This window comes from Blautia hydrogenotrophica DSM 10507 (genome assembly GCF_034356035.1).
Lineage (GTDB): Bacteria > Bacillota > Clostridia > Lachnospirales > Lachnospiraceae > Blautia_A > Blautia_A hydrogenotrophica.
In genome coordinates this window covers 3,241,886-3,261,320 of the sequence record NZ_CP136423.1, presented here as the reverse complement: position 1 = coordinate 3,261,320, position 19,435 = coordinate 3,241,886, and the positions used below count along the sequence as shown (strand labels likewise).

16 protein-coding genes are annotated in these 19,435 nt (G+C 46.9%); 10 read left to right on the top strand and 6 right to left on the bottom strand.

Annotation, left to right across the window (positions count from 1 at the left end; translation table 11 throughout):
• Positions 1–68 precede the first annotated feature (68 nt).
• The 4 genes from BLHYD_RS15660 to BLHYD_RS15645 form a co-directional block, all read right to left on the bottom strand.
• Positions 69–1,043 (bottom strand): ABC transporter permease, encoded by a 975-nt coding sequence (locus BLHYD_RS15660; RefSeq protein ID WP_005952593.1) that lies wholly within the window; start codon positions 1,041–1,043, stop codon positions 69–71.
• A complete protein-coding gene (locus tag BLHYD_RS15655) occupies positions 1,040–2,521 on the bottom strand; it encodes a sugar ABC transporter ATP-binding protein (RefSeq protein ID WP_005952591.1) in 1,482 nt (493 codons plus the stop codon). The genes BLHYD_RS15660 and BLHYD_RS15655 overlap by 4 nt, the downstream gene beginning before the upstream one ends.
• 141 nt (positions 2,522–2,662) lie before the next feature.
• Positions 2,663–3,781 carry a substrate-binding domain-containing protein gene (locus BLHYD_RS15650; RefSeq protein WP_040350922.1) on the bottom strand — a complete coding sequence of 373 codons (1,119 nt, stop codon included), beginning with the start codon at positions 3,779–3,781 and terminating at the stop codon, positions 2,663–2,665.
• Between the two features lie 119 nt (positions 3,782–3,900).
• A complete protein-coding gene (locus tag BLHYD_RS15645) occupies positions 3,901–4,857 on the bottom strand; it encodes a phosphotriesterase family protein (RefSeq protein WP_021845902.1) in 957 nt (318 codons plus the stop codon).
• 469 nt (positions 4,858–5,326) lie between these two features.
• Between BLHYD_RS15645 and BLHYD_RS15640 the strand changes: the two genes are divergently transcribed.
• The gene (locus BLHYD_RS15640) at positions 5,327–6,175 is read left to right on the top strand and encodes a MurR/RpiR family transcriptional regulator (protein WP_005952583.1); all 849 of its coding nucleotides are present in this window, start codon (positions 5,327–5,329) and stop codon (positions 6,173–6,175) included.
• Here the strand turns inward: BLHYD_RS15640 and BLHYD_RS15635 are convergent.
• Entirely contained in the window at positions 6,172–7,953 is a 1,782-nt protein-coding gene (locus tag BLHYD_RS15635; protein ID WP_005952581.1) for a vWA domain-containing protein, read from the bottom strand. The genes BLHYD_RS15640 and BLHYD_RS15635 overlap by 4 nt on opposite strands.
• A gap of 4 nt (positions 7,954–7,957) precedes the next feature.
• Complete coding sequence (locus tag BLHYD_RS15630) at positions 7,958–8,872, bottom strand: AAA family ATPase (protein WP_040350921.1); 915 nt, start codon at positions 8,870–8,872, stop codon at positions 7,958–7,960.
• A gap of 376 nt (positions 8,873–9,248) precedes the next feature.
• On the opposite strand from BLHYD_RS15630, the gene BLHYD_RS15625 reads away from it, so the two are divergent.
• From BLHYD_RS15625 to BLHYD_RS15585, 9 genes are all read left to right on the top strand, one after another.
• The gene (locus tag BLHYD_RS15625; protein ID WP_005952577.1) at positions 9,249–10,721 is read left to right on the top strand and encodes a carbon starvation CstA family protein; all 1,473 of its coding nucleotides are present in this window, start codon (positions 9,249–9,251) and stop codon (positions 10,719–10,721) included.
• Between the two features lie 365 nt (positions 10,722–11,086).
• Positions 11,087–12,124, top strand: a complete 1,038-nt coding sequence (locus BLHYD_RS15620; protein WP_040350989.1) for a zinc-binding dehydrogenase — start codon at positions 11,087–11,089, stop codon at positions 12,122–12,124.
• Between the two features lie 57 nt (positions 12,125–12,181).
• The gene (locus BLHYD_RS15615; protein WP_005952574.1) at positions 12,182–13,024 is read left to right on the top strand and encodes a class I fructose-bisphosphate aldolase; all 843 of its coding nucleotides are present in this window, start codon (positions 12,182–12,184) and stop codon (positions 13,022–13,024) included.
• Positions 13,025–13,062: 38 nt separating this feature from the next.
• Positions 13,063–14,595 (top strand): xylulokinase, encoded by a 1,533-nt coding sequence (locus BLHYD_RS15610; RefSeq protein WP_040350920.1) that lies wholly within the window; start codon positions 13,063–13,065, stop codon positions 14,593–14,595.
• A gap of 9 nt (positions 14,596–14,604) precedes the next feature.
• Positions 14,605–15,573 (top strand): D-2-hydroxyacid dehydrogenase, encoded by a 969-nt coding sequence (locus BLHYD_RS15605; RefSeq protein WP_005952570.1) that lies wholly within the window; start codon positions 14,605–14,607, stop codon positions 15,571–15,573.
• Between the two features lie 375 nt (positions 15,574–15,948).
• Positions 15,949–17,115, top strand: coding sequence for a M20/M25/M40 family metallo-hydrolase (locus BLHYD_RS15600; RefSeq protein WP_040350919.1), 1,167 nt, complete (start codon positions 15,949–15,951; stop codon positions 17,113–17,115).
• A 15-nt stretch (positions 17,116–17,130) separates the two neighbouring features.
• Positions 17,131–17,760 (top strand): nucleoside recognition domain-containing protein, encoded by a 630-nt coding sequence (locus tag BLHYD_RS15595; RefSeq protein WP_040350918.1) that lies wholly within the window; start codon positions 17,131–17,133, stop codon positions 17,758–17,760.
• Entirely contained in the window at positions 17,757–18,239 is a 483-nt protein-coding gene (locus BLHYD_RS15590; RefSeq protein WP_005952562.1) for a nucleoside recognition domain-containing protein, read from the top strand. The genes BLHYD_RS15595 and BLHYD_RS15590 overlap by 4 nt, the downstream gene beginning before the upstream one ends.
• Positions 18,240–18,458: 219 nt before the next feature.
• Positions 18,459–19,376 (top strand): LysR family transcriptional regulator, encoded by a 918-nt coding sequence (locus BLHYD_RS15585; RefSeq protein ID WP_050769937.1) that lies wholly within the window; start codon positions 18,459–18,461, stop codon positions 19,374–19,376.
• Positions 19,377–19,435 lie beyond the last annotated feature (59 nt).

The following is a 19,435-nucleotide window of genomic DNA, read 5'->3' as shown; positions in this document are numbered from 1 at the left end:
ACTCTTTCTTAGTATGTCCAAATAATATCAAAGCATTTCAGAAGTTTCTGTGACTTTGGTCACATAAATTAAGCTTTCTTTTTACCCATTATTTTGGAGAGGTTCTTCTGAATGGTCTCGAAATATACAGCTACGATGATAATCAGGCCTGTGGCTATGTACTGATAGAAGGTGTCCATTCCCACGACTACCAGGCCAATCTTCAAAGCAGAGAGAATCAATGCGCCCAAAACGGTTCCTAAAATCGTGCCCTTTCCCCCGGCCAGACTGGCGCCTCCGATGGCTGCCGCCGCAATGGCGTTCAGCTCATAGCCTTCTCCACAGGTGGGTTCGCCGGTTCCTAGACGGGCCAGAGTAACCATGCCGGCCATGGCCGCGCCCATGCTGCACAGCATGTAGGCAGTGATTTTACAGCGATTAGTGTTTACGCCGGAGAGCTTCGTGGCCTCTTCGTTAGAGCCGATGGAATAGATATAAATACCGGTTTTTCTGCGTTTCAGCACGAAAGAATAAATGACTGCCATGAGGATGAGAAAGATCATGGACATTCTTAAATTCGGAACTAAAGAGAACTGAAAAATATCCCGGTAACTGCTAGGAATGTTCAGAACCGGCCAACCGCCGGTAATCAGGTAGGCGACACCGCGCAGCACACTGTTTGTGCCCATTGTGGCGATAAAGGGTTGGAGGTTCATCTTCGTGATTAAAAGACCATTGATGAGTCCTATGAAAGCTCCTAAGGCAAGGCCAATCACACAGACTAGAACAGGCGGGACTCCTGCCACAGCCAGACGACCACAGGTCACGACACAGACGGCCATGGCAGAGCCCACGGACAGATCAATGCCACCGGTGATGATGGCGCAGGTGACTCCAATGGCCAGAAAACCGTTTACAGTTCCTTGTTCCACGATATCCATCAGATTGCCGATTTCTAGATATCTGGGAGCGATAATTGAGAAGATGACCACGATTGCTGCCAGTGCCAGCAAAGTAGTGAGTTCACGGATGTATCCTTTGGCATATTTTTTCAGATTGTTCATAGCTTTTCACCCATCGCATGGCTTAGCAGTACAGCTTCCTGGAATTCTTCCCGGCTGACTTCTGCGGACATGCGTCCTTCCTTCAATACGATAATTCTGTCACTCATTCCGATCACTTCGGGCAACTCAGAGGAGATCATGATAATGGATTTTCCAGACGCCACGAAATCCTCCATCAGAGAGTAGATCTCTGCTTTCGCGCCCACATCCACGCCCTTGGTGGGTTCATCAAAAATCAGGATATCCACATCTGTGGCCAGCCATTTGGCCAGGATGACTTTCTGCTGGTTTCCCCCTGAGAGATTTTGAGTCAGATAGTCAGGGTCCATAATATTGAGCTGCACCTGGTTTCCGAAGTGCTGGAAGCTTTTGGTAATAAGTCCTTGATTCAGCCGCCCTCCTTTGTAAAAAGAGGAAAGAGAGGCCAGGGCCATATTCATGGCATTACTCATGATGGGTACGAACCCCTCTGTTTTACGGTTTTCGGAGATCAGGCCGATACCGTGTCGTAGAGCTTCTTGAGGGGAATGGGGATTCACTTTTTGGCCTTTAATATAGATATCTCCGCCGGTGCGCTTATCCACGCCGAAGACTGCTCTCATGACTTCTGTCCGCTTCGCACCTACTAGACCAGAAAAACCGAGAATTTCACCTTTGTGAAGCTCAAAGCTGATGTCGGAAAAGCCTTCACCGCACAAGTGGTCGGCTTTTAAAACCACTTCCTTCGAGACACAAGAAGGCTTTTGACGTACTGCGTAGCTGGAGACATCTCTGCCTACCATGTTTTGAATCAATTCTTCTTTTGTAATATCTGAGATGTCGGCTGTCATGATGTAGGTCCCATCTCTGAGAATGCTGACGCGGTCGCACATCTCGAAAATCTCATCCAATTTGTGACTGATAAACAGAAGGGTGATTCCCTGTTCCTTCAGGCTGCGCATTACCTCAAACAGTTTTTCAATTTCCACATTGGACAAAGAAGCGGTGGGTTCATCAAAAGAGATAACTTTGGCCTGGTGGTACAGGGATTTTGCGATGGCAATCATCTGTAGTTCTCCCACACTCAGCCCACTTAGGCTGTCCTGGCTGCTGAATTTGCAGCCTAGGCGTTTCAGGATTTCATCGGTTTTTCGGTAGATTTCTTTGTAATCTAGCATTCCGCGCTTTTGTTTCTCAAATCCCAGGGCAATGTTCTGTCCCACATTCAGGCAGTCTACCATGTGGATTTCCTGATGGACCTTAGCGATACCGAAATTCAGGGCGTCCACTGGGCTGGTGAAATTTACTGCCTGATTGTCTATCCAGATCTGTCCTTGGGTGGCTGTATAGACGCCGTGAAGTATGTTCAGCAGCGTGGACTTTCCGGCGCCGTTCTCTCCCAACAGAGCGTGAATTTCTCCTGGTCTGACTGAAAAAGAGACATCTTTTAAGGCGCGGACACCGGGGAAATTTTTGCTGATATGTTCAAATCGAATCATTGTGTCTTCCACAGTAATCCTCCTTTCTATCGGGATATTTTCAGAATGTATTTTTGTATAGAACAAAGTCTTTCCTATTACAAAACGAACAGGGGAACAGCCCGGCGGACTGCCCCCTGTGATGTATAGCTTTTCCCCGTTTTATTCAAACACAGGGTCTGTCCAGCCAATGTTTTCTTCTGGAGTGTTGTCTACATTGGTAGAATCTAGCATCTTGCTCGGTGTAAATACGACGCGAGGAACAGTCTGACCGATCAGTGAGCGGTAGCATACTTCAGCGGCCATGTAACCTTCGTAGTATGGGAAGGTATCTATGGTTGCTGCCATTTCATTGGCACGGATGGAGTCATAGGCTTCTGACTGACCATCGCAGCCGATTACGTAGATATCTTTGTTTAGAGTTAAATCCGCTTCTTTGACAGCTTCGATGACGCCCAGGGCCATCACGTCATTGTTACAGAAGATGGCCTTCAGGTCAGGGTAGGTTTTCAGGAAGGTGGCGGCAACGTCCTTGGCCTGAGAACGGTCCCAATCCGCATTTTGTTTTGCTACCACCTGGATGTCGGAATCGTTGTCTGCGAACCATTCCTCAAAGCCTTGCGTCCGGTTTCGTGTCACGGCGGTTTTTGCCATTCCCATGACGATAGCCACGTCTCCGGAGCCGCCTAGTTTTTCATTTACCCATTCGGCGGCGAGCTGCCCTTGTTCTAGGGAATTGGGGCCTACGAACATATCTGCTCCGTTAAACTCGTTGTTGACTGCGTAGACAGGGATATCGGCCTCATGTGCCGCCTCGATGCCGGGTAGGCAGTTTGCGTCGGAGATCGGGGAGAGGAGGACTGCATTCACACCTTTTCTCACCTGATCTTTCAAAATGGAAAGTTGTCCCTCTTCATCACTCTCGCCCATAGGAGAGGTGGTATCGACGGAGAGTTTGCAGCCGGCAGCAGTGGCGTCTTCGGCAAAACCTTCGTAGCCGTTTGCAATTTCTTGCCAGACTACGTTTTCAAAAGCTTTAACATTTCCTGCGAAGCTGTATTCGTCGGAAGACTTGGTGATGGCACCATTGGATTCTCTGAGTTCCTCAAAGGTGACGGCATCCTCCACTGTCAGAGGGTCAAAGGTCTCCTCGGTGGACGCCCATTTGCTTTCTTCTGTGGAAGAAGAGGCTGTCTGGTCACTGGAACTGTTGGAACCGCAGGCAGTCAGGGCTGTACCCAGCATGGACGCACATAATAATACTGCAAGTTTTTTCTTCATTTCTTTTTCCTCCTTGTTGTTTAGTAGGTACTCTCGGAGTCTTTTTGGCACTGTCTAAGTGCGAAGAAGCACCGGGAGCAATTCCTTTATGTTAGCGGCGGTGTGTAAAGTGAGCCGCTTTAGGTACGTTTACATAGGGCACGTATTGGATTTTCACGGGTGATGGTTTGCAGCAGCTTTTGAGAGAAGCCGTGATCTTCCAGCATGGGCAGGAATACCGTTAGAAGGTAGTCCATTCCCACAGAACCGCCGTAGGATTTCAGCCGATCGGCTGTGGGGTCTGTGGAGAGAAGGAGCTGCTTTTCATATCCTCGTTGAAGCATATGCTCTAAAAGCTGAATCTCCGCTTCATTGTCGTGAAACTCAAATAAGGTGATGGTGTCATATTCCAGGAAGACTCCGGTGTCTGCGATTTTTTCGTGGATTCGGTAATCGTTTGCTTGGCGGTCCACGTGACAGATCAAAATCTGGTCAGGGGCAAGACCTAATTCCCTCAAAAGTTCAATGGCTTCTAGTGCTCCTTTGCCGTATTCCGTGTGCAGCATCAGAGAGGCTTTGCCTATGACTGCTGCCTGTCCGGCTGCCCGTAATAGAGTCTCGGTACGTCCGCTGACTCCTTCCTCGGTCAGCATCGCTTTGACCAGGCCGGCTTTGATGGAAGTCTGATATTTGGGCCATTGATAACAGCCTCCTAAGAACATTCCTTCGGTTAGCTCTCTGACGAATAAATCCGTCAGGGTCTCCTCCGATGCAGTCCAAATCCAGTGGTCCGGTCGGTAAAAGACAGGGATGTGGTAACCTGTGGAGGAGATGATCTTTACTCCTGAAGTCAAAGATGCCTCCTGCAAGGCCAGAGCATCCCGCCCTGTCGCCAATGGGTTTGCATCCACGAGGGTCGTACCTCCAGCTATTCGATATAGTTTGAGTTCCTCGATGGACGCGGCGAGATTTGTCAGGCGAAGCTCCGGATGAGTCAGAAGCGCCGGGGTCTCAACGATGTAGACGTGTTCATGCGGCTGGCAATGCCCCATCTCTTGTGCAGGCATGTCACCGGTTACAGTTGTAAAATATGTCAAGCTCGTCCCTCCTTTACGAAATTCCGGCAGTGGTCTGCCAATGTTTTGGAACCTTTCTGGGAAAGATTTCAACGTGCTTATATCCTATCATTTTTGAAATATTTTTTCAAGATTTTTCACAAGAAAATAAAAAATATTTTTAAAATGGTGATAATCATTGTAAATATTTACCATATATAATATTGGAAATATAGGAAAAATATATAAAAAATTTGGATGATATGAAAAAAAGTTTCAAAATGATTCTTTGGATTGACAGTGGAAGAAGCAAAAAAATTTAGAAGCTTTTATGACAAACTTGAAAATTATTTTCAGCTATGATATTTTGAATATTGAAAAAGCGAAGAATAATTATAGAAGAAATAGAAAGGCATACTCGCGGAATTTAAAACGCAGTTGAGGAAAAATCAGCTCTTTGGTTTGAGCAAAGGAAGGTTCTGCGAGCGTACAGAGATAGGAGGGAAAAGCTATGGTTGAATCCAGCTGTAAGGAAATTATAAGGGGCAGAATGAACTACCTGACGAACACGGAGAGAAAGATCGCAAATTATGTACTGGAGAATTACGATCAGGTTTTGAACAGTAATATCACGGAGTTAGCGGAGAACGCGAAGGTAAGTGACGCTTCAGTGGTGAGATTTTGCCGTTCACTGGGCTACAAAGGATATCAGGATTTTAAGATTAATGCAGCCAAAGATGTGCTGCCGAGGGAAAAGCATTTAAATCCTATCTTGGAAGAGAGTGACAGCCCGGATATGATCTGCCATAAAATTTTTAACCTTGAAATCTCTGTTTTAGAGCGGACTTTGGCTAGCTTGAATATGAGAGAGGTGGAAAAAGCAGCTCAGTTTATTTTTCATGGAAAAAGAGTTTTATTTTTTGGGAGTGGCGGCAGCCTTCTGGTGGGACAGGATGCGCTACATAAATTTATGAAAATCGGCGTTCAGGTCTATGTGCATGAGGACCGGGATTTGCAGCTGATGGCATCCTCGCTGGCAGGTGAGGGAGACGTGGTTATTGGGATTTCTCATTCTGGCAGCAATTACAGTGTATTGAGGTGTCTAAAGAACGCAAAAGAAAATGGTGCACAGACAATTGCCTTAGTCAGCCGTGGCAAGACTCCGCTGTCAAAAATTGCGGATGTGGTCATAGACACGGCTTCGGAGGAGACAATTTTTCAGTCGGAGTCAGTGAGCACAAGAATTGCTCAGCTGGCGATTATCGATTCTTTGGTCTCAATCGTAGCGTTTATGAATTATGATGAGTCTTACCGGGCGATTCAAAAAACCCGCAAGGCCACGTCAGAAAATAAATTTTAGCCTCTTGCTTTCTCAATCTGTCTTTGAATCAGTTGACCGGCCGCCGACGAGAACTGGTTCAGATTTTCAATACGGATAAAATCTTCACCGTATATTTGTCTGGCTGCTTCCGAGTCATCCTCTGTCCCGTTTAATATGGCCATGACTTGGATATGATTCTGGCGCAGCTTTCGAACTTCGGTCAAGGCATCCTGAATGCCGGCCTTGCCAGAATAGTCCAGACTGATTGGCCGTCCATGTAAGGGGGCGGAAGGAATTTTCCGGTCGTCGTTGGGAGAGGCATCTGTCAGAATAATCAGCAGGCGGTTTTTATTGTGGGAGGACTCCATGAGCTGGCCGACACCGCGGAAGGCCAGGCCGTCTCGGTTCCATCCTGCCGCGAAATAATCGAAGATGCGGCTGGTCTCGCTGCTGGGCTGTGTTTGCCGTTTCTGGACGTTCTGGTAACTACAGAAACGGCGGATTACCGTGAATCCTCTGAGACTTAGGAACGAGCAGACCTGGACAGGTATGCCGCAGATCTGAAGACCTCGAGCGAGGATGTAAGCCTGGGTAGCGATCATTTCCTGGTTTTCCAGGCGGGAGGCAGAAGCGTCCAGTAGAAGATCTACGGAGAAATCCGGCTGCTGTTCCTGGACGGATGCCAGAAAGACTCTGGTATCGTTCAGTGTCAACGCTCTCCATACCCAGGAGGGATGAAATTGTCCACTGCGATTCGGCACGGGTAGAGGTAGGGAATGAACTAGCATGGCGTTTTGGATTTGTCTTGCCAGACGCAGGATGCTTCTTTGATAGACCTGATGGTTGCTTTGATAGAAGGCCCGGTTTTTCTCTCCCTGTCTTTTTGCGTCCTCTAAGGCTTTCTGAACTAGCGGGTCTTCTAGGACTTTAGGGCCAAGGATGCCGTCTGTGAAATGCAGACGGCAATTTTGATGTGCGTCTTGGCATAGGTTCAGATTGATCTGCTGGTTTTCCTCCTGGGAAAAGATGGAGCGTCCAAAACAGCTCTCAATGTAGAGCGCGTCGCCGTGTCTGGGCTGGCTTTCCTGAAAATGCTTGGATAAGCTGGTATTGGTCGTGAGGTGGTGGGTGGACAAAGAGGTATCCGGGGCGCCCACCATCAAATTCTCACTGCGGATAACCTTAAAGGGGAGAGGACGAAAAAGCTTCAGGCGCAGCTTCTGAAAAAAGAGCCGCACAGAATTCTCTTTCCCGGCAGAACTGGAGAAATGAAAATATTTCTTCAGAATGGCTAAAGTTGTCTGCTCGATTTCTAGGGCATTCATCTCACCGTTGTATTGAAGCTCTGAGTAGAGAGTTCGCTCCCAAGGATTGACAAGCCCAGAGTTTTTGCCGAGAATTTCCCTGCACTTTGCGGCCTGTAGAGCATGAACGAGACTGTTTTGGGCCATCCACTGCTGACGGGAGAGTCTCTGTTCTTGGAGAAAGAACTGTTCTGCGTGGCTGAGTCGCAGCTCTCTTAGAACGGGACGTTCGGCGGACTCTCTTTCGTAGACACAGTTTTCCAGGGCAATCCATAACAAGCCGTCAAAGGTTTCATGGAAAAGTGCGCCTTCTAGAGTATCGAACAGACGACCGATAACGGCGGGGTCGTACCATTTGTGTACGTAGCCGATGACAGAGTTCATGTAAAAATCAGGTTCCCCATCCTGAAAAAAGGCGACGAAGGGTGGTTCAAAACTGTAATCTTCCGCTGCTGTCCATATGATGTTGTAAGCCCGTCTCTGCGGGGAAGTCTGTGATCGAGAAGGTTTCATTTTTTCACTCTGAGAACACTGCCTTACGACTGATTTTGGGAGAAATTCTGGAGGCAATGATATCCTTTATCAAGGTTTGTTCATAACTGTCAAATGTCTTGTTAGAGATTCCCATATCTAAAGCAGAATAAGGAGAAAGCCCAGTCTGTATCAGACGAATTGCGTCGAGAAGCCCTCTCAGGTCCAATACGCGGGAAGTGATCTCACCGCCGAGACACTTTTGGCTGATGTCTTGGAATAAACCGCAGAATTGCTTTACATATTCTTTCTTCATGGAGGGAAATTCTCGGGTGATTAATTTTTCCAGGTTCTCGTTGGAGATCTCAGGCATTTGAATCACAACAAAACGAGAGGAGAGGGCTTCATTTAGCTCTCTGGTACCGGCATATCCGTAGTTCATCGTGGCGATAAAACGGGAGGCGTCGTGTAAGGGCAGTTCTCCGTATCCAGGGACATGGATGACCCGGCGGAAATCCAAGATAGAGTGGAGCACGGCCAGTGCTTCGTTGCGGGCCATATTGATCTCATCCAAAACGCAGAAACCGCCTTCCTGTGCACATTGATAGACGGGGCCAGGTCGGAAAGTCACTTGTCCATCTTGAAAGGTATCTGTTCCGATCATGTAGGAGGCATCCATATTGATGTGTAGGGAGACATTCCATGAAGGGCGTCCAAAAACGGCTGCCAGGTTCTCAGCCAGCACATTTTTGCCGGTGGCTTTAGAGCCTGTCAGCAATATATTTTCTCCACAGAGCAAAGCTGCTGCGGCCTGTTCCCATATGGCTTTTCCATAATACAGATAACGGGGACAACGGGATAGTGTGGTTGTTTTTATAGGATATCGTCTGCGAAATTCTTCGATTCCAGACAGTATCTCTGAGTCTATCATTTCCTGTTTCAAAAAATCCAGCATTGAGATATCTCCTTATATTTTTCTGGTAGTTTATTATAGCACTGGTGTGGTACTTTGAAAACCACCGGGGAAATATTTAGTGTGTAAGTGTAAACAAGTTCGGCCATAACAGCTCGGATTAGCTGCTACGCAGCTTATATCGCCGCATATGCGGCTAAATCCTCGTTTATGGTTAAGCTCCATATACCTGATAAGAGTAAGTTAAGAGAAGGAATTTCTCGTATACATGAAAAGAGTGCCAGTTAAATATTAAAAAAAAATAAAAAAAATATAAAAAATATGGTAAAATTTCGTCATATCTCTCATTTACAATGTACTAAACTATTGCTATACTATAACAATGTATTGAATCCCTAAGAAAAAAGAGGAGGTAAGAGATAATATGGTTACTTTTATTATTGGACTTGCGATCTTGTTCGTTGGAGCAGCCCTCTACGGAAAGTTTTGTGAGAGAGTGTTTGGCCCGGATGACAGAAAGACTCCAGCGTATACAAAACAAGACGGCATCGACTATGTTCCGATGCGAGGATGGAAGAACAGTCTGATTAACCTGCTGAATATTGCAGGAACTGGACCGATTCTAGGGCCAATCCAGGGTATTTTGTTTGGACCTATTGCTTTTATTACGATTCCGATCGGAAATATCATTGGTGGAGCTATGCATGATTATTTTTCCGGTATGATTTGTCTGAGGGATGGAGGAACCCAGATGCCGGAGATGGTACGGCGTTATAGTAATAAAGGAGTCTACACAGTATATCAGATTTTTTGTAGTCTGTTACTGTTGCTGGTAGGCGCAGTGTTTATCTATACTCCTGGAGACATTGCAGCTACACAGGTTTTTGGATTTGATGGCAAAGCGACCTCAGTGTCTACCTGGGTGATCTATGGAGTGATTTTCGCTTATTATTTGATTGCTACGATATTCCCGATCGATAAGATTATCGGAAGAGTTTATCCGATCTTTGGAGCGATTCTTTTGTTCTCAGCTATTGGAGTATTTATTGGACTGTTTGTAAAGGGATATCCGCTGATTGAGCTCTGGGATGGCTGGAATGGCGCTCTGGTATCCTATGGAGACTATTTTAACGCGAACCACTTTATTCCGATCTTTTTCATCACGGTAGCCTGTGGTATTCTTTCTGGTTTCCACTCCACACAGACGGCGATCATTTCCCGTACTATGAAGAGCGAACGTCAGGGACGCAATACTTTCTACAATATGATGATATTGGAAGGTTTCATCGCTATGGTTTGGGCAGCAGGTGCCATGGGAGTATATAACTTGGGGTTGCAGGCAGCGGATGCTTCCCTGGCGACATCTACGATTGGTGTAATCTGCAAAGATATTCTGGGAAATGTAGGTGGTATCATTGCTCTGGTGGGAGTTATCGTACTGCCGATCACCTCAGGAGATACAGCCCTTCGTTCTCTGCGCTTAGCTGTCTCGGATGCACTTCATCTGGATCAGACCAATGTGAAGAAACGTCTGGGGTTGGCTGCGATCATCTTTGCTCTTGTGGCTGTTATATTGGTATTTGCCAAGAGTAATGCGGAAGGATTTAATATTCTGTGGCGTTATTTTGCATGGTCGAATCAGACGTTATCGCTTTTTGCGTTCTTGGGAATTTCTGTCTGGATGTTCGAGAACAATCGGGCAAAATATGTGTGGATGCCATTGATTCCAGGCGCATGGTATGCGTTCGTTACCATTACATATATTGCCAACGCAAAGATTGGCTTCAACATTCCGTGGACAGGGGCCTATGTAATCGGCGTGGCTGCGGCTGTGATTTATGTGGGCGTGATTATATGGTATGGAAAGAAACGTGCAGCCAGCAAGAAATTTGTATAAGTGGTAAAAAAATTATAGCATTAGAAATGAGCATCGCTCTGTCATCTGAATTGGATGGCAGGGCGATTTTTTATTGCCTAGGAAACTTCGTTCCCTATGCAATAAAAAGCCCTCCGGGCAGGATGCACACACCGCAATGTGGAATTTCACCGCGAGGCGGTGTTGCGGCGGCGCGCAAAGTGGGGCGCGCCCCTCAAAGATTGAGGAAGGAGTTGAAGTGGGCTTGCCCACTTAGTTCTGTGATTAGGAAAGAATTTGAAAAAAATCTACAAAAAATATTGAAAACTATTGAAAATAAACTTCAAAAATGGTATAAAAGAAGTGTAAATAATTTTTATTTAAATCTATGTAAAGGAGTGGTAAAGATGAAAGCGGTAATTCTCTCAGGGCCTAACGATTTCGCTCCGGGTGAGATTGAGAAACCTTTGATCGGGGACCATGACATATTGTTGGAAATGAAAAGAGCGGCTATCTGTGGGACAGATATCAGAATCTTAGAGGGGACGAAGACGAAAGGTGTTCGTTATCCTTCCGTGATCGGGCACGAGATCTGCGGAGTAATTAGTGAAATCGGAAAGGAAGTCACAGGATACGAAGTGGGAGAGAAGGTGGCGATTGCCAATGTAATTCCATGCGGTTCCTGTCCAAGCTGTCTGTCGGGAAGAGAAAACGCATGTATGAGAAGAAAAGCGATTGGCTATGAGTTCAATGGCGGGTTCGAGGAATATATTCGTATACCGGAAATTGCCATCAAGAGTGGAAACGTCATCAAGTTGCCGGAACAGGTGTCCTTTACCGCAGGAGCTCTGATTGAGCCGTTGGCCTGCTGTATCCGCGGTTTAAAGAACGCGGGAACCGGGTTTAACGACGTGGTGCTGATTGTGGGAGCAGGGCCGATTGGTCTGATGCATATGCAGCTGGCGAAAATCGCGGGAGCGAAGCAAGTAATTGTCAGTGAGCCAAATCCGATGCGCCGGCAGATAGCTCTAGAACTGGGAGCGGATAAAGCGGTGGACCCGGTTACGGAAGATCTGGCGGGCATTATCTCGGATGTTACCGGTGGACTTGGAGCAGATGTCATTGTGATGGCGATTGGAGTCCCGGCGTTGGTGAACTCTACGCTGAAGCTGTGCAGGAGGGGAGGAACAGTGAATCTGTTTGCTGGTTTTGCAGGAACTGGAGAGTGTACGATAGAGGTTAACACGATTCACTACAATGAGATCAATGTCAACGGCAGTACGGCGTATAAGCGGGAAGATTACCTTCAGGCAGCGGATATGGTGATAAGCGGAAAGATCAATTTGGACAGAATAGCTACCCATACATACAAAATAGAAGATTTTCAGACGGCCTATGAGATGTGTAAGAGTGGGAAAGGGCTGAAAATCATCATAGAACCCTAGAGAGTGTAAAATGCAGAGGCAGTAAGCTTCAAAAAAACGAAAAAGGAGATAAAAATTATGGCAATGTTGGGAAAAAAAGTGAGAATGAGCAGGCTGGTGAATGCAAAGAGCAATAAGATGATGGCTATTACTGTGGACCATGCGATTTCTAGAGGGATTGCGCCGATGACCGGGTTGCATCAGATTCAGAATACGATTGATAAGATTATCTTGGGAAGGCCGGATGCAATGACGATGACAAAGGGAATCGCGGAACACTGCATGTGGGACCATGCGGGCCAGGTGGCAATGTTGATGAAGGTCTCCAACTATTCGCCAGTGGCGCCCACAAAGGATACAGTATTCGGGAGTGTGGACGAGGCGATTCGTATGGGGGCTGACGCAGTCTCCATGGGAGCAATGACATTAGGGGATTTCCAGGGGGAACAATTTGAGATTATCGGAAAATATTCAGAGGAATGCATGGCAAAGGGAATGCCTTTGATTGGACATGTGTATCCTAAAGGAGAGAGCGTACCGGCAGACAAAAGAACGGCCTGGGAGAACATTGCTTACTGTGTGAGGAGCGCCTGCGAGCTGGGAATGGACATTGTGAAGACGACTTACACCGGAGACCCGGATTCTATGGCAAAGGTGGTATCCTGTGTACCATCCAGCTTTCGGGTTGTGATTCAAGGCGGGGATGCCTGCAAGACACTGGATGATTATCTTCAAATGACCAGAGATGCCATGGACTGCGGTGTAGGCGGCGTTACCATGGGACGGTTTGTGTGGGATTATAAAGATGTGACTGCACTGGTAATTGCTCTGCGCTATCTCATTCATGAAAGATATAGTGTGAAAGAGACAAAAGAACTACTCGCGCAGTTGGAGAATGACAAGAACTACAGTGAATTTTGAGAACGGCCTTTGAGATCAGAAATAACAGGAGGCAGAAGATGGGAGAGAGGTATTTACTGGGCATAGATGTGGGAACCTCTAGTTTAAAGGTGGCAGTGGTGTGTGAGAATGGGGAAGTATTGAATATTAGCAGTTGTTCTTATGTCCCAGTGACGCCAAGTCTAGAACGAGTGGAGATGAACAGTGAAGATGTTTGGAATGCATTTTTGAAATGTCTCAGGACGTTGGTGGATGATGAGAACGTAAGCTTGGAGCAGGTGGAAGGGATTGGAATTTCCTGCTTGTGCCCTGGTCTGATAGCCATGGACAAAGAGGGAAAGACTCTTGCAGGACCGATTTTGTACTCTGACCGCAGGAGCGTCCAGGAGGCACAGTGGATGAGAGACATTTTGGGAGAGAAAGCTATTTTTGAGATTACAGCTAATAGAGTTATGGCGGGAGCGGTCTCTTCCACTTCCATGCTTTGGATTAAGAAAAATCAGCCCGAACTCTATGAAAAAACTTGGAAATTCGGGCACATCAACACTTGGATGGTGTATAGACTGACCGGGAGGTTCGGAATAGACTATTCCAATGCCTCCTATACGGGATTGTTTGAGACGGTCAAAGGTGAAGGTGGGGATTGGTCCCCTTTTCTATGTGAGAAGACTGGGCTGGACATGGACAAGCTGCCAACTCTTTATTCTTCCTCTTCTGTGGTGGGGGCTTTGGAAGCTCCAGAAGTAATTGCGGCTGGGGTGAAAAGAGGAATTCCCGTGGTTATGGGCGGCGGAGATACTGCCTGCGCTGCCCTGGCAGCCGGTGTTACAAAAGAAGGGGAGGTTTGTGAATCTGTGGGGACCACGGATGTCCTGACAATCTGTGTGGAGGAACCTAGGTTTGATACGAGGTTTCTGAATCGTTGCCATGTGGTAGATGGCACCTGGATTTACCAAGGGGCAATGTCTCACACGGGAGCTTCCTATCAATGGTTTCAAAAACAGTTCTGCCGGGAACTGGGAATCAGAGAAAACGAAAAAGATGCACTGTTGTTGATGAATCAGGAGGCTAAGACTGCTGCACCCGGCTGTGGAGGAGTTGTGTTTCTCCCATATATGATGGGGGAGCGCAGCCCAGTGTGGGACCCTTATGCTAGGGGAGTTTTTTTCGGAATGACGCTGCTCACTCAGAGAAGGGACTTGAACCGGGCCGTGCTGGAAGGCTGCGGTTATGGACTGCGCCAGCTCTGTGAAGCTGCGAAGGAGGTCACAGGGAGGGACTTTTCTTCCTTTGTATCCATAGGAGGAGGGGCAAAGAGCCAGGTGTGGGCACAGATTAAGGCCGATATCACAGGTAAAGATATAAGGATTCTAGATTTTAATGATATGGCCCCCGTGGGAGCCGCTCTGTTGGCAGGTGTAGGAGCAGGTTTTTATTTGAATTGCAAAGAGGCGGCGAAGAAGATGAAAAGAAAGGTATACGAAGAGATTCACAGTGATAGAAGCTATGCTGCGGTATACCAAAAAGGATATGAGATTTATAAAGGGCTGTATCCCAGGGTGAGAGACTTGTATGAGATATACAGAGCATAGGAGGTATTTATGAAGATCGTAATCTTAGATGGCTACACGGAAAATCCTGGTGATCTGAGCTGGGAAGGATTGGAGAAATTAGGGGACCTGACAGTTTATGATCGGACTTCTCTGACGGATGTCCAGGAAGTCATAGACCGCATCGGGGATGCAGAGATTGTCTTTACCAACAAGACGCCGATGCCGAGAGAAGTCTTTGATACTTGCACAAATATCCGTTATGTGGGAGTTCTGGCGACAGGATATAATGTTGTGGATGTAGATGCGGCGAAAGAGAAAAACATCCCGGTGTGCAACATACCGACTTACGGAACCGCAGCCGTGGGACAGTTCGCTATTGCACTGCTGCTGGAGATCTGCCATCACGTTGGGCATCATGACAAAGCGGTCCATGAAGGAAGGTGGGAGAACAATCCGGACTGGTGTTTCTGGGATTATCCGCTGATCGAGCTGGACGGAAAAGTGATGGGAATCATCGGTTATGGGCGGATTGGGCAGGCGACCGGAAGAATCGCGCAGGCTCTGGGAATGAAAGTACTGGCCTACGATGCGTACCGGAATCCTGCCCTGGAAAGTGAGACTTGCCAGTATGCCGATCTGGATGAGGTACTGGCGAAGTCTGATGTGATTGCGCTTCATTGTCCGCTGTTTTCTGAGACGGAAGGGATGATTAACCGGGAGAGCATTGCAAAGATGAAGGACGGTGTGATTATTCTGAACAATTCCAGAGGACCACTGATTGTGGAGAAAGATCTGGCAGAGGCCCTGAACAGTGGAAAAGTAGCAGCTGCGGGCCTAGATGTGGTGTCCACAGAGCCCATCAAAGGGGAGAATCCGCTGCTCAAGGCGAAAAACTGTATCCTCACGCCGCACATTTCCTGGGCTCCGAAGGAAAGCCGTCAAAGACTGATGGATATCGCGGTGGATAATTTGGAAGCTTTCCTGCGCAAAGAGGCGCAGAATGTGGTGAATTTTTAGAGGAAAGAGTCCGTAAAAAACAGTCAGGCTGTAAATTAGCCAGGCTGTTTTTTATTTTACAGGAAAGACTTTGTCACGGTAATTCATAAAACTTTATCCCTATAAAATAAGTGCTCCGCTGTGGATGCACACGCTGCAATGAGGAATTTTATCACACAGCGATCTTGCAGCGACACGAGAAGTGGATGTGCCTCTCAAGACTGGAGGGATGAGGGTCTGAAAAAGTCTTACTGGAAACTGCATGGATATAGGTATTTCCTATAACTGGGCAATTAAAACTACCATTTATACAAAATTCATATAAAATGGTATGATAAGGACAAGAAATACCAATCCGGGTTGATGTTTTTAATTCATCGAAAGAGGAGAATGTACATGGGGAACCAAAGAGAGATTATCCGTCGTTTTCTGTATGAAAACCAGGCGGAGATGATTTCGCTGTGGAAAAGAATTGTGGACATCAACAGTGGAACTCCCAACAAAAGGGGGACGGATGAAGTGTGTGCTGTGCTGGCGGCAGAGATGAAAAAGAGTGGAATCCAGGTAAAAATAATCGAGGAGGAAGAAAATGGAAACACTCTTGTAGGTACGTGGAATCCGGGAAGCACAGAAAAGCCGGTTATTTTCATGGGACATATGGACACTGTCTTTAATGAACAGACTGAGAACGGAAAATTTAGAATTCAAAATGGAAAAGCCTATGGACACGGAGTGCTTGACATGAAAGGAGGATTGGTAATATCCATCTATGTCTGTAGAGCACTTCAGGAGTGTGGGTATTGCGGGCGACCTGTGAAATTCGTATTTGCAGGAGACGAGGAGACCGCGCATAGCGGTGGAAAAACTGCCGAGACCATGGAAAATGAGATCAGAGGAAGCTGCGCAGCGTTTAATTTTGAGACCGGGGATATTCAGGATGGAATCGTGGTGGGAAGGCTCGGTGCCGGGGTTTTTACCATAGAGACAAGAGGGGTGGCGGCGCATTCAGGAAATAACCCCGCAGACGGAAAAAACGCGTTGGAGGCCATGGCCCGGAAGATCGTGGAACTTCAAAATCTGAATGATATCGAAAATGGCAAGCTAATGAACGTGGCCGTCATTCAGGCGGGGGAAAAGACGAATATTATTCCAGAACGATGTGTCGCTAAGGGATGTTTTCGTTTTAAAACGAAAGAAGCTTATAAAGAATTAAAACAGAAGATTCTGCAAATCTGTGAGACAGTTTCTGTGCCAGGGACACAGGGAGTTTACATTTCTGAGAGTAAGATCGAGTGTATGGAACCTTCACGGGAAAATTACAGGTTGTTCAGACTGATGGAGAGCGTGGCAGAGGAGACAGGATACGGTCCCATTCACGCAAAAGAAGTAGGCGGAGGCTCGGATTCTAATATCCCAGCTTCTCTGGGCATCCCTACTGTGTGCGGTGTCGGAGTCCGAGGAGAATACAACCATACGGAACGGGAATACGCGGTTGTGGATTCCATGGCTGCGAGATGCGAGTTGATAGTCAATACGATTCTGAGGCTGGACGAGTTGGAATAAGAGTGGGGGATGAGGATGGATAATAATGAAAGAGTAACGGTGAAAGGTTGGGTTTCTCTGCTTGTTTTGCTTCTGATGCTGTCTGGGATTTTTATGAATCAAGAAGGGCCTTTGGCGGCGATAGATTTTTCAAATCTGAGCGGAGAGTTCGGAAAAATTTATGAAGGAATTGATTTTACCGGAAAGAACGGGAGCGGGGCAAAAGACGGCTTTTTGGTGGGGCTGACGCTGATTCCTACTGTGATGCTGTTTTCGGGATTGATTACCGTCTTTGAGAGGCTGGGAGCCTTTGCAGCCTGCAAAAAGGCGTTTCAGCCCATATTGAGGCCGTTGGTAGGGCTGCCTGGCAGTGCCGGAGTGGCTTTCATCAGCTCCTTTACCGGTTCCGATGTGGCAGCGGTTATGACCAAGGAGCTTGTGGAGGAGAAACAGTTGACTGATGATGAACGCACGATCTTCGTGGCTTTTCAGTATGCTGCGTCAGGGCCTGTCACAAATACGATTGCCCTGGGGGCCCCGATGCTTGCGATCTCCCCTCTGTCTTCGGGAGTGATTATTGTCGTTGAGGTAATCTGCAAACTGATCGGTGCAAATCTGGTACGTCTTGTTATGTATATGCAAAGGAAGAGGGGGAAAGGGGAATGAACGGCGCGGAGGCAAAAAAGTCGGTTGTGGAAATTTTTATGGAAGGCTGCCGAAAAGGCTTAACCATAGGAGTAAATCAGATTATTCCAGCTATGATTCTAGGATACACGCTGATATTTTTTCTGCAGACCACAGGTTTGATGGAAGTAGTGTCCAAGGTTTTCAGTCCGGCTATGGGAATCTTTGGACTTCCGGGAACGGCAGTTGTCGTTCTGTTAGCGGCTTTTTTCACGAAAGCTAGTGGGTGTGCCACAGCGGCAATGATGGTGACTGAGGGTACGCTAACCCTGAAAGAGGGGATGATACTCTTTCCGGCCTGTATTCTTATGGGAACTTTGATCGGCCACTATGCGAGAATTGTGCTGGTATCAGGCGCCAATAAAAAGTGGCATCTGCTGTTGTTTGCGGTTCCACTGGTGGATGCAGTTCTCTCTATGTTGATTATGAGAGTGATTCTTGGAGTTTTGCAGATTGGATAGTATGTTTGACGGGGATACTCTCTGTGTACAAAGGCGTATGCGGCTTTGTACACAGAGAGTATTTTTTTGCCGGTACAGGCGAAAAGATATGCCGCAGTGAGAGATTTTACCGTGCAACAGAGAATAGGGTATGTTATGATAAAAGTATATTAGCTGTCTTTGGGTGTGGAGAAAAGGGTTTTGTGAATGGTTATGCCCCAAATATGGCTGGAGGGAAAAATGATTCAATTTCAGCAGATTATTTATTTTTTGAAAATTGCAGAGCTGCGAAGTATCAACAAAGCGGCCGCCAAGCTCTACGTGTCTCAGCCGAGTCTGGGTCAGTCAATAAAAAATCTGGAAGATGAGTTGAATATAAGGCTGTTCAGACGTTCCAATAAAGGAGTTGTTTTGACAGAAGACGGCAAGCGTTTTCTCCAATATGCCGAGAGGATTGCAGATCAGATGGAGTTGATTGAGGGGTTGGCCAGAGAGAAGCGGGAAAATCGTCTGTCTGTGGCGCTGTACCCCATGGTTTCCACAGCGAAGCTGATAGCGGATTTTTATGAGAAGGAGAAAGAAAATCCTATAGAGATATTTGCGGATGAATACCGACTGTCTAAAGTCATTGATCTGGTCTATACTTCAGCCGCGGAGCTGGGAATTATTCAGGTGAATATGGGGCAGAGAAAAGAATTTTTTCGCGAGTTGAAAAAGAAATCCTTGGATTATGCGTATATTCAAAGAGGAACCTGGCATATCATTGTGGACAAAAGTCACCCGCTGGCGGGCAGAAAAGAGATCTACATGGAAGAGCTGAGAAAATACCCCATAATAAGGGCGAGGGATGATCTGTATTCCGGGCTGTCCTGTCATATCAAGGTGGAGGATTACCGATGGGGAGATTTCGAGAAGATATTTTTTGCCAATGACGGCCTGACTAGGCTGGCTCTGTTAAAGAGCACAGGGGCCTTTTTGACCTGTCCGACCTGGTGTCTGAACGATTATCTGGAATATGAAGTGTCGGTACTGGAGCTTAAAGGGAGCGATCTGGACACTGAGTTGGGGTGGATTTGCAGAAAGAAGGAGGACTTGACGAGAAATGCGAGAAGATTTATCGAGATCGTACAGGAATATTTTCGCTCTGTCCCGGAATGACCGAACGTCATAAAAGTAAATTGCTTATCGTAAAGCCCGTTTCAAGGTGGGCTCACATG

What these genes read in the sequence shown, in the direction of transcription:
- BLHYD_RS15660 (WP_005952593.1), bottom strand. Translation starts at nt 1,043, where the DNA reads ATGAACAATCTGAAAAAATATGCCAAAGGATACATCCGTGAACTCACT.
- BLHYD_RS15655 (WP_005952591.1), bottom strand. Translation starts at nt 2,521, where the DNA reads ATGATTCGATTTGAACATATCAGCAAAAATTTCCCCGGTGTCCGCGCC.
- BLHYD_RS15650 (WP_040350922.1), bottom strand. Translation starts at nt 3,781, where the DNA reads ATGAAGAAAAAACTTGCAGTATTATTATGTGCGTCCATGCTGGGTACA.
- BLHYD_RS15640 (WP_005952583.1), top strand. Translation starts at nt 5,327, where the DNA reads ATGGTTGAATCCAGCTGTAAGGAAATTATAAGGGGCAGAATGAACTAC.
- BLHYD_RS15635 (WP_005952581.1), bottom strand. Translation starts at nt 7,953, where the DNA reads ATGAAACCTTCTCGATCACAGACTTCCCCGCAGAGACGGGCTTACAAC.
- BLHYD_RS15625 (WP_005952577.1), top strand. Translation starts at nt 9,249, where the DNA reads ATGGTTACTTTTATTATTGGACTTGCGATCTTGTTCGTTGGAGCAGCC.
- BLHYD_RS15620 (WP_040350989.1), top strand. Translation starts at nt 11,087, where the DNA reads ATGAAAGCGGTAATTCTCTCAGGGCCTAACGATTTCGCTCCGGGTGAG.
- BLHYD_RS15615 (WP_005952574.1), top strand. Translation starts at nt 12,182, where the DNA reads ATGGCAATGTTGGGAAAAAAAGTGAGAATGAGCAGGCTGGTGAATGCA.
- BLHYD_RS15610 (WP_040350920.1), top strand. Translation starts at nt 13,063, where the DNA reads ATGGGAGAGAGGTATTTACTGGGCATAGATGTGGGAACCTCTAGTTTA.
- BLHYD_RS15605 (WP_005952570.1), top strand. Translation starts at nt 14,605, where the DNA reads ATGAAGATCGTAATCTTAGATGGCTACACGGAAAATCCTGGTGATCTG.
- BLHYD_RS15600 (WP_040350919.1), top strand. Translation starts at nt 15,949, where the DNA reads ATGGGGAACCAAAGAGAGATTATCCGTCGTTTTCTGTATGAAAACCAG.
- BLHYD_RS15595 (WP_040350918.1), top strand. Translation starts at nt 17,131, where the DNA reads ATGGATAATAATGAAAGAGTAACGGTGAAAGGTTGGGTTTCTCTGCTT.
- BLHYD_RS15590 (WP_005952562.1), top strand. Translation starts at nt 17,757, where the DNA reads ATGAACGGCGCGGAGGCAAAAAAGTCGGTTGTGGAAATTTTTATGGAA.
- BLHYD_RS15585 (WP_050769937.1), top strand. Translation starts at nt 18,459, where the DNA reads ATGATTCAATTTCAGCAGATTATTTATTTTTTGAAAATTGCAGAGCTG.